The sequence below is a fragment of the Bacteroidota bacterium genome, from assembly GCA_016713925.1.
Classification (GTDB): Bacteria; Bacteroidota; Bacteroidia; order AKYH767-A; family OLB10; genus JAJTFW01.
The window spans coordinates 37,436-47,225 of the sequence record JADJOH010000007.1; the positions used below are offsets into that span (position 1 = coordinate 37,436).

At 42.7% G+C, this 9,790-nt stretch carries 7 protein-coding genes; 5 read left to right on the forward strand and 2 right to left on the reverse strand.

Annotated elements, in window-relative coordinates:
• Positions 1-268: 268 nt before the first annotated feature.
• The 4 genes from IPJ86_08280 (at position 269) to IPJ86_08295 (ending at position 4,007) form a co-directional block, all read left to right on the forward strand.
• Positions 269-1,279 (forward strand): type IX secretion system membrane protein PorP/SprF, encoded by a 1,011-nt coding sequence (locus IPJ86_08280; GenBank protein MBK7887286.1) that lies wholly within the window; start codon positions 269-271, stop codon positions 1,277-1,279.
• Positions 1,280-1,317: 38 nt separating this feature from the next.
• On the forward strand, positions 1,318-2,760 hold the full coding sequence (locus IPJ86_08285) for an SUMF1/EgtB/PvdO family nonheme iron enzyme (protein MBK7887287.1): 1,443 nt from the start codon (positions 1,318-1,320) through the stop codon (positions 2,758-2,760).
• A 304-nt stretch (positions 2,761-3,064) separates the two neighbouring features.
• Positions 3,065-3,277: a fructose-6-phosphate aldolase gene (locus tag IPJ86_08290; protein MBK7887288.1), complete on the forward strand. Its 213-nt coding sequence runs from the start codon at positions 3,065-3,067 to the stop codon at positions 3,275-3,277.
• 22 nt (positions 3,278-3,299) lie between these two features.
• Positions 3,300-4,007 (forward strand): ATP-binding cassette domain-containing protein, encoded by a 708-nt coding sequence (locus IPJ86_08295; GenBank protein MBK7887289.1) that lies wholly within the window; start codon positions 3,300-3,302, stop codon positions 4,005-4,007.
• On the opposite strand, the gene IPJ86_08300 is transcribed toward IPJ86_08295, so the two are convergent.
• Positions 3,983-5,110 carry a glycosyltransferase gene (locus tag IPJ86_08300; GenBank protein ID MBK7887290.1) on the reverse strand — a complete coding sequence of 376 codons (1,128 nt, stop codon included), beginning with the start codon at positions 5,108-5,110 and terminating at the stop codon, positions 3,983-3,985. The genes IPJ86_08295 and IPJ86_08300 overlap by 25 nt on opposite strands.
• Positions 5,100-6,056 carry a glycosyltransferase gene (locus IPJ86_08305; GenBank protein MBK7887291.1) on the reverse strand — a complete coding sequence of 319 codons (957 nt, stop codon included), beginning with the start codon at positions 6,054-6,056 and terminating at the stop codon, positions 5,100-5,102. Before IPJ86_08305 ends, IPJ86_08300 begins: the two co-directional genes overlap by 11 nt.
• Positions 6,057-6,557: 501 nt before the next feature.
• On the opposite strand from IPJ86_08305, the gene secDF reads away from it, so the two are divergent.
• A complete protein-coding gene (gene secDF / locus IPJ86_08310) occupies positions 6,558-9,563 on the forward strand; it encodes a protein translocase subunit SecDF (GenBank protein ID MBK7887292.1) in 3,006 nt (1,001 codons plus the stop codon).
• Positions 9,564-9,790: the final 227 nt, after the last annotated feature.

Consider the following 9,790-nt stretch of genomic DNA (forward strand, 5'->3'; position numbering starts at 1 on the left):
AACAATATAAGGAGGTCCTTAATTGTTTTATTAAAGTAAAATTTGCTGTGGAAATCAGGGGGTGTAGGTAAGGTTTGTGAACGATTCCGCATTTCGTATTTAAATAATAGTATAAATTTGTGCTATATCTACAACGGATTTTGCATCTTTGAAGTTTGGTGCAAGTTCCATTATCAACGCCTGCCCATTGGAATTATTGCAGTTATTATACGTTAGATTCGAAACAAAAATAGGATTCTTCGTATAACAAATAGAAAAAGATCTGAATATGCTCAAACGTGTACTCCTGTGTCTGATGATAGCAGTAAGCCTTGTGGCCGATGCACAGGACCCTCAATTTACCCAGTTCTATGCAAACCCGCTCTATCTTAATCCGGCTTTTGCAGGGTCTTCACGATGCCCGCGTGTGAACATAAATTACCGTAATCAATGGCCGGCCTTAAAAGAGACTTACATTACTACCAGTGCGAGCTATGATCAGCATTTTGACATTATTAATGGAGGTGTTGGATTATTGGTATTGAATGATAAAGCAGGGGAGGGTACGATTTCTACCACGAATATCAGCGGGATGTATGCTTATCAGTTGAATGTGAACAGAAAGTTCTCCATGCGTATGGGGCTTCAGGCCACTTATGTTCAAAAGAGATTGGATTTTAATAAGTTGACTTTCGGTGATATGATCGATCCCCGTTATGGATTCGTTTATTCAACACAGGAATTAAGACCAACCGAATCAAGGAATTTCATGGATTTCAGTGCCGGTGTCCTCGCTTATACCAGTAAAGTGTACGGAGGTTTTGCAGCGCACCATCTGACTGAACCGGATGAAGCCTTTATTGTTAAAGGCACCTCAAAATTACCCCGAAAATATACTGCTCACCTTGGTGCTATGCTGCCTATCGGGGATACGTATAGCCGTGGTTACAGAGGAAGAATCAACCGCGACGAAGGAACATTTATTTCTCCCAATGTACTTTATCAGCAACAAGCAGCGTTCAATCAAATAAATATTGGAATGTATATCCTTCATTCACCTATTGTTGGAGGATTATGGTACAGAGGTAACTTCGGAAGCGATAAATTTCTATCCAGTGATAGTTTTATTGCCCTGATCGGACTTCAAAAAGGCATCTTCAAATTCGGCTATAGTTATGACGTAACTGTCTCAGCCTTAAGTAATGCCACAGGTGGCTCGCACGAACTGAGCTTGGGATTGCAATTCGAATGCAGACCCAAAAAGAAAAGATTCCGTGCAATAAGCTGCCCTAGTTTTTAGTTATTTCGCATATTTGTCTCACCCAAATACTCATAAACATGAACATTAAAAATCATTTTCTTCCCTTCCTCGGACTGGGAATGATGGTTTTTACAGCCTGTAACAACTACCAAAAATCCGGATCTACAGGCTGGAATTATAACGATGAACGTAACGGCGGTTTTGAAGTCGTTCCGTACACTGAACAGGAAACCGGGCCCGGGCTTGTGTTGATTGAAGGTGGTACTTTCGTTATGGGTCGAACCGAACAGGATGTCGTTCAGGACTGGGATAATATCCCTCGTCGTGTAACGGTCTCTTCTTATTATCTGGATGAAACCGAAGTTTCAAATACCTACTGGCTGGAATATATCTACTGGCTGGGTCGCGTTTTTGGAACGGATTATCCCGAGGTGCAGCGTAAAGCCTTACCGGATACATTAGTATGGCGTGATCGTTTGGCATTCAATGAACCTTATGTAGAATTGTATTTACGTCACCCTGCTTATCAGGATTATCCTGTTGTGGGTGTGAACTGGTTGCAATGCAATGACTTCTGCTCCTGGAGAACGGATCGTGTGAACGAACAAATTCTGATCAGAGAAGGGATCCTTCGTGTTAATCCCGCTCAGGTGAATGAAGATAATTTTAATACCGACTCCTACCTCGCCGGTCAGTATGAAGGTCTTGTTAAGAGTCCCCTTCAGGATCTGAATCCCAACGTAGATTCGCGTAAAGTGAGAATGGAAGATGGTATTCTTTTACCTCGTTATCGCCTGCCCACCGAAGCGGAATGGGAATTTGCCTCCCTGAGTTTGATTGGCAATACCGTGTTTGAAAATGTAAACGAAAGAAAATTATACCCATGGAATGGTCACGGCGTACGTAATTCTGAAGATAAATGGCAGGGAGAAATGCTCGCCAACTTTAAACGTGGACGAGGTGACAATATGGGAGTTTCCGGTCGCCTGAACGATAATGGTGATATCACTACACCTGTGTACTCCTATGTGCCGAACGATTACGGTATTTATAATATGGCCGGTAACGTAGCAGAATGGGTAATGGATGTATATCGTCCACTTTCTCACGAAGATAAATCAGATTTCAGGTCGTTCCGCGGAAACGTTTTCCAAACTCAGGTGACGGATGAAGAAGGTTCTGTGACGGAGAAAGATACGTTGGGCAGAATTCAATTGCGTGATGTAACTGAACAGGAAGCAGCTAGCCGTAGAAATTACCAAAAGGCAGATAATATCAATTATGTCGATGGTGATGAGCCGGATTACGCTACGTATGCATCCGGAAATACTACGCTTATCGATGATAAAGCTCGTGTGGTAAAAGGTGGTTCATGGAAAGATCGTGTGTACTACATGACTCCCGGTGCCCGTCGTTTCCTCGATCAGGAGCAAGCAACAGATTGGCTCGGATTCCGCTGTGCTATGGCACGTGTAGGTAGCCCGGTTGGATTTGGAAGTAAGAAGACAAGTAAACGATAATTACTTAATAAAATAGTTGGCGGAGACCTTCCTGCCCTGAAGCAGCATCGTGAACATCGATACGATTCAGGACAAGAAGGTCTCTCTCATTTAATAAACTCACGATGGAGCCTGGTCTTCATGAACGTTTCCATTCGATTACTTTTTTAGCTTTTATAGTGGATAAGTTGGCTTTTGATGACCTGATTTTAGGTTAAAATGGTGGATTTTCGTCTTAAGTTTGCATTATTAACATTTAAGGTAATCGGAAAATCCGGAAATAGAGAAAGATCTGTCCGATGTCCCTGAATGTTCTGAAGCAACAATGGCCATCTATTACCTTCTTAAAATTCAGGGAAAAGCAAAGATTCCGGACTATGTCCAATTGCGTGACGAGCAGTTTACCCTGTTGGCTTATTTCCGTCTCGACCGGCCGGAAAAGGCATTGGTGAAAGCCGGCGTTGCTGTACATGAACAAAAAATCATGAACTTTCTGAATGAAATTGCATTCGGTAAAGTCCATAAATTAGAACTTTAACGCTTTCATAAATACAAATAGAATGTCTGATACTATTATCGATTTGAAACATGTCAGTGTTTTTCAAAATAAGAACCTTGTACTGAATGATGTAAATCTTGAAGTGCAACGCGGGGAATTTGTGTACCTGATCGGTAAAACAGGGAGTGGTAAAAGTAGTGTGATGCGGTTGCTGTACGGTGATCTTCCCATGCCTCAGGGTGAAGGACGAGTGGCCGGATTCGATTTGCATAATCTGAAGAATGGCGATGTTCCTAAGTTGAGAAGGAAATTGGGAATTATTTTCCAGGACTTCCAACTCCTGACAGATCGTTCAGCAAAGGAAAATCTGATGTTTTATCTGAAAGCTACCGGTTGGACAGAAAAGGCAAAAATGGAAGAACGGGTTTCGGAAGTATTAACAAAGGTAGGTCTGGGTACGAAAGGCTTTAAGATGCCGCATGAATTATCAGGAGGGGAACAACAGCGTTTGGTGATTGCCCGGGCCTTGCTGAATGATCCCGATTTGATTCTTGCCGATGAGCCCACCGGAAACCTGGATCCGGAGACCAGCAATGAAATTATGAACTTGCTTTTTGATGTGAGTCGTAATAGTCGTGCCGTGGTGATGGTGACGCATAATTATTCCCTGATTGAACGTTTCCCCTCCAGAGTGGAGAAGGTAGAGCAAGGACGTCTTTCGCATGTGGAAGGTTCTGCTTCCGGTCACCAGTCGCTGTCCAATAACTGAATGAGTTGAGCGGCCCCCGCTGCATTTGAAAATTTTTCTTCCAGTAATTTTTTACGAAAGGATATTTCTTCCAAACTAAATGTTTTCTCCAATACGGATTGTACAGCATGGGCAAAATCCGTTGGGGTTTCCGCGACCTGACAAATGCTTTCTAACCCGCTGCCTCCTGTCATCATAGCATTCGCGACGACAAATCTCCCCCGGTATAAGGCATGCAGTAACTTGAGCTTTATACCACTGTTTTGAAAAGCAGGAAGCAGATGTACCTGTGCTTGTTGAATCAACCGATCCATTTCCAGATGATCAGGGTTTTGGATCAGTTTAATCTTCGGGTGCCTGGCTGCTTTTTGTCGAAGTTCGCTTCTGGGATGTTGCCCCGCTATAACAATTTGTTGATGGAGGAGAGGTAGTACTTCTTCTATTAGCCAGAGTGCTGCCTCGTGATTTTCTGCAATGGATAAGTTCCCGTGATACAGGCAGAAGTCTCCTTGTCCTGTCAGAGACGAAACTTCATCAAAAGCGTGAAAGGCAGGTACTGATATTGTATTTCCATATTTGTTTTGAAAATAGTGAAAGTCGTCATTACTGATAGCTGCAATTCGTCCGGCATGTTTCAATAGGGATTCGTACTTCCATAATTTTTTAGACTCTGTTGTATAATATATTTTCTTAAACGGATGTCGTTCCAGTTGCGCAAGATGACTGTAATATTCGTGCTCGATATTATGGGTTCGTACAATCGTTTTTCTTTTTCGTATATCCGGTTCCGATAGAAGATTGGTGGTGTGTAAACCTTCGAAGAGAATCGGGTCATCGTTCTTACGAAGATTTTTTAAAAGCTCCGGATGCGTTCTGGAGATGACTATATAAGGAAGAGTGTTGAACAACTTCAACTTGCCGGTGTGGCGGGGATAATAATATACGCTTTCGCAAAATTTTTCTAATTCCACGCTCTTGTCGCGACCGTAAGTGAAGCAATGTAGTGTGATTTTCACGCCGGCCTGATGCAGATGTCTTATTTTATGAAACACATCAATGACGCCGCCGTAATTGTCCGGATAAGGGACATCAAAGGAAATGATATGTAGATTTTTATTTTTCAATGGAGTTGAAGATGGCCAATAGTTTGTTTCTTTCCGTCTCCCAATTCAACTCTCGGGATGCATCAGCAATGTTTTTTGTCCAAATCTGATTCGCTTCTTTGTCATTCAGCATCTCATGGATAATGGTAGCGAGAGCTTTTGGATCATGGCTTTTGGAGATACGTCCGATACCATATTTTTCAACGATGTTTTTTACTTCCGGCAGATCACTCGCTAAAACGGGAATTCCGGCATGCAGGTAGTCGAATAGTTTATTGGGTAAGCTGAACCGGTAATTGATGTTCGTGTCTTTGTCGAGACTTAATCCCAGGTCCGCGGCATAGGTATAAAGTGCTAATTCGTTGGGCGGTTTCCTGCTTTCAAAGCGTACTTTGTTTTGCAGTCCTAAAGTGATAGTCATCTCTTTCAATACCGGAAAAACATCTCCACCTCCAATAATTAGCAGCAAGGTGTTGTCCAGATATTGCATGGCCATCACCGCTTCTTCCGCTCCGCGCTGAATATTAATCCCCGCCCCCTGAAGGATAATCAGAAACTGATCTGCAGGTAAGCCCAGATCTCTGCGAAGAAGTGTTTTATCTCTGTTAATCGTGCGATTGGTTTCAGGTAGATTACGGATGACATGGAAGTCAATTCCATATTCTTGTTTATAGAGCGAGGCGATACTAGCATTAACGGTAAAAGCATATTTAATATGCGGTAAAATCGCCGACTCGATTTTTTTCCAGATCGCTTGAATCTTCTTTCTGTTGGTCAACTCCGGTACTCCTGTGAAGTACTCGTGACTATCGTAAACGAGCGGAATTTTTTTAATTTTTGAAATAAGATAGTTGGCGGGTAAAGTATCCAGATCATTGCTGAGCAGAATGTCGGCATGATGCCATAACAAATACCAAAAAGTCGGATGTTGTAAAAGGCGTAAAAGGCAGCTCCTTTGTTTGCCCATAGCCGGAATCTTAAGCTGCGATAGCGTCTGCCCGCAAGTTCCGGAGAATCCGCCAGACGCCGACCGATGACCGGGATTTTGTAACCGGCCTCCTTTAAAGTGGATGCAGTACGGTTCACCCGTTGGTCGGTGACCAGATCGGAAGTGACGCTGATGATGATCCTTAATGACACGGTTCGAAATTAGGAATAAGCTTCTTTGCATCCTCTGATTCTTCTTCACCCATTCAAAAAGAAGAGAAAGCATAAAAATGAATCGAAAGTGTGGATTCCTTTTTTGCAACACACTGAATCACCGGTATCTTATGAAATGACGTTCAAAGGGTATCTGCATTCATATTAATTTGATAACAGAAGCTCCGATTTTACTTCCAATCAAATAGAATTTTGATTATCAGATGTTTGTATTCTTAAAGGGGTTGATTTTAAACCTTTCATTAAATTGTTTCGTAAGCCGCCATCTCCTATATTTGCCGGCTCTATAAATTAATCTGAAATATCAATGCAAAGTAAAGGTGCGATTAAGCTATTTGCTATCATTCTGGCACTCGTTTGCCTCTATCAACTTTCGTTTACACTCGTTACAAAAGGTGTTGAAAGCGATGCAAGGGAATATGCCAACGGCGATCTAAACAAAGAAAAAGGTTATCTGGACTCGATTGCGTCGAAAGGCGTTTATAATCTGGGTGTTAAGGACTATTCCTATCGGGAGTGTAAAGAAAGAGAGCTGAATCTCGGTCTCGACTTAAAAGGTGGAATGAACGTGACCATGGAAGTTTCTGTGGTGGATATGGTGCGGTCAATGGCCGGCCAGAACGCGGTAGACCCCACCTTCAAAAAGGCGATCGACAGAGCTTTAGAACTTCAACGAAACAGTAATAAGGATTTCGTGACCCTCTTTGGTCAGGCCTTTACTGAGGTAGATCCGAATGCCAGTCTCGCAGCCGTTTTCGCGAACATCGAGAATCAGGATAAAATTAAATTTAAGTCGACGAATGAGGAAGTGCTGAAAGTCCTGAAGGAAGAAGCAGAGTCTGCCATCAGTCGTTCATTTAATATTCTTCGTACGCGTATCGATAAATTCGGAGTATCTCAGCCGAATATTCAACAGCTCGGCTCCGGTCGTATTTTGGTTGAACTTCCCGGCGTGAAGGAACCGGATCGCGTGCGTAAACTGCTTCAAGGAACAGCGAAACTGGAATTCTGGGAGACCTATACTTTCGGTGAAGTAGCTCCCGGATTGGTAGCGGTGAATACCTTGCTGGCCAATGAAAACAAGAAAGATTCACTGCTAAAAAGTTTGACCGGTTCCTCTACTCCGGATACTTCCGCTGCCGTTGCAACTATTGATTCGGTAAAGGCGGATTCCACTTCTTCTTTATTGGAGAAAATGGGCACGGACACTACTGCGAAGAAGGATACTGCCGGTGGAAAATCTTTTGAAGAGTTTGCCCGTGAGAATCCTTTGTTTGCTGTTTTATTCCCTGCAGATGGTCAGGTAAGAACACAGGATGAAAAAAATATCGTGGATAAGCAATGTGTGGTGGGTTATTCCCTGATTAAGGATACCGCTAAAGTGAATGAGATTTTAGCGCGTACAGATGTGAAAGCAGCGTTGCCGAAAAATCTTCAATTGCTCTGGACAGTTAAGCCCCGCACTGCAGATTCCCCAACCCTTGAATTAATCGCTATTAAAGGTACAAGCCGTGATGGGAATGCTCCTTTAGATGGGTCTGCTATTTCGGATGCGCGTCAGGATTTCGGACAATTTAACAGCAAGCCTGAAATCAGTATGCGTATGAATCCCGAAGGCGCTAAAATCTGGAAGCGTCTGACAGGAGAGAATGTGGGTAAATCTATTGCTATCGTTCTTGATAATTATGTATACAGTTTCCCGAATGTGCAGGGTGAAATTCCGGGTGGAAATTCAAGTATCACCGGTAACTTTGAAATTAACGAAGCGAAAGATCTGGCAAATATTCTGAAAGCCGGTAAGCTTCCTGCTCCGGCACGTATTGTTGAAGAAGCAGTTGTTGGTCCGTCTTTGGGACAGGAAGCCATCAACAATGGATTGATTTCCTTCCTTGTTGCCCTGTTGATCGTATTCATCTTCATGGCCATCTATTATAGTAAAGCGGGTATCGTTGCTGATATAGCCCTTATCTGTAATATGTTTTTCATCATGGGTGTTCTAGCTTCTCTCGGTGCCGTTTTAACATTACCCGGTATCGCAGGTATCGTGCTGATCATCGCCTTGTCGGTAGATGCCAACATCCTCATCTTTGAAAGGATTCGTGAAGAGCTGCGTCTGGGTAAAGGTATCCGACTCGCCATTTCGGATGGTTACAAGCATGCACTTTCCTCTATCATCGACTCAAACGTAACTACGATGTTATTGGGTATCATCCTCTACGCTTTCGGTAGTGGTCCGGTACAAGGTTTCGCCACTACATTGATCATTGGTATCCTCTGTTCATTGTTCAGCGCGATATTCATCAGTCGTCTGGTATTTGAATGGTTGCTGGATAGAAATAAAGAAATTTCTTTCTGGAATGAATTCTCAAAGAACGCCTACAAGAACATCAACCTTCCTTTCGTTGAAAACCGGAAGAAGTATTACATGATTTCCGGACTTGTAATTGTGGCCGGTATTGTATCGATCATGATTAAAGGGCTCAACTTTGGTGTGGATTTCGAAGGTGGACGTACTTATGTAGTGCAGTTTGACAAATCGGTTTCTACTCAGGAAGTACGTCAGTCCTTGGCAGCTCCGTTCGGAGAAGCACCGGATGTGAAAACATTTGGAACAGATAACCGGTTAAAAATTACAACTGCTTTTCAGATTGAAGAGAATACTGCAGAGGCTGAAGCGAAAGTTACCGGTGCATTGTATGAAGGGTTGAAGGGCTATTTTGGAAACATGGATATGGCCGCATTTAAAGCGAGCAAAATCATCAACTCCCAAAAGGTTGGACCAACAGTGGCCGATGATATTAAATCTTCCGCATTGGGCTCCGTATTGTTTGGCTGTGCGTTGATGTTCGTATATATCCTTCTGCGATTTAAAAAATGGCAATATGGTTTGGGTGCTACTGTCGCCCTGGTGCATGACGTATTGATGATTCTCTCCATCTTCTCTATCTTCAATGGTATCCTTCCATTCACTCTGGAGATCAACCAGGACTTTATTGCAGCAGTGCTGACCGTTATGGGTTACTCCATGACCGATACCGTAGTGGTATTTGACAGGATAAGAGAGTACCTGGGCATTCACCCCCATTCCGATAAGAAACTGATCATTAACAACGCCCTCAACGCTACCTTGAGCCGTACGATGAATACCTCGTTAACGACTTTCTTCGTACTCCTCGCGATCTTTATCTTCGGTGGTGATGTCATCCGTGGATTTACCTTCGCCTTGTTGATTGGTATCATCGTTGGAACCTACAGTTCACTTTGTATAGCTACACCGATTGTAATCGATTTGGACAAGAAAAAGACGAATTGATAATTGTAAAATAGAAACGAAAGGTCTTCATGAAAATGAGGGCCTTTCGCTTTTTAATGAGGGTTGAAATGATCGAATTTTATTAGAGTTACTATACCGATGAGACTTTATTTTTGGAATTTTAAATTAAATTCACATTAATTCTAGATATAACTTGCCATTAATTTACTTTTTCTCTTACTTTTACAGTAACATAGCTTTGCGATTTTTACCCTCCTTTACGTGCT

Excerpts from the sequence above, each read along its gene's own strand:
- IPJ86_08280 (MBK7887286.1), top strand. The coding sequence starts at position 269 with ATGCTCAAACGTGTACTCCTGTGTCTGATGATAGCAGTAAGCCTTGTG.
- IPJ86_08285 (MBK7887287.1), top strand. The coding sequence starts at position 1,318 with ATGAACATTAAAAATCATTTTCTTCCCTTCCTCGGACTGGGAATGATG.
- IPJ86_08290 (MBK7887288.1), top strand. The coding sequence starts at position 3,065 with ATGGCCATCTATTACCTTCTTAAAATTCAGGGAAAAGCAAAGATTCCG.
- IPJ86_08295 (MBK7887289.1), top strand. The coding sequence starts at position 3,300 with ATGTCTGATACTATTATCGATTTGAAACATGTCAGTGTTTTTCAAAAT.
- IPJ86_08305 (MBK7887291.1), bottom strand. The coding sequence starts at position 6,056 with ATGGGCAAACAAAGGAGCTGCCTTTTACGCCTTTTACAACATCCGACT.
- secDF (MBK7887292.1), top strand. The coding sequence starts at position 6,558 with ATGCAAAGTAAAGGTGCGATTAAGCTATTTGCTATCATTCTGGCACTC.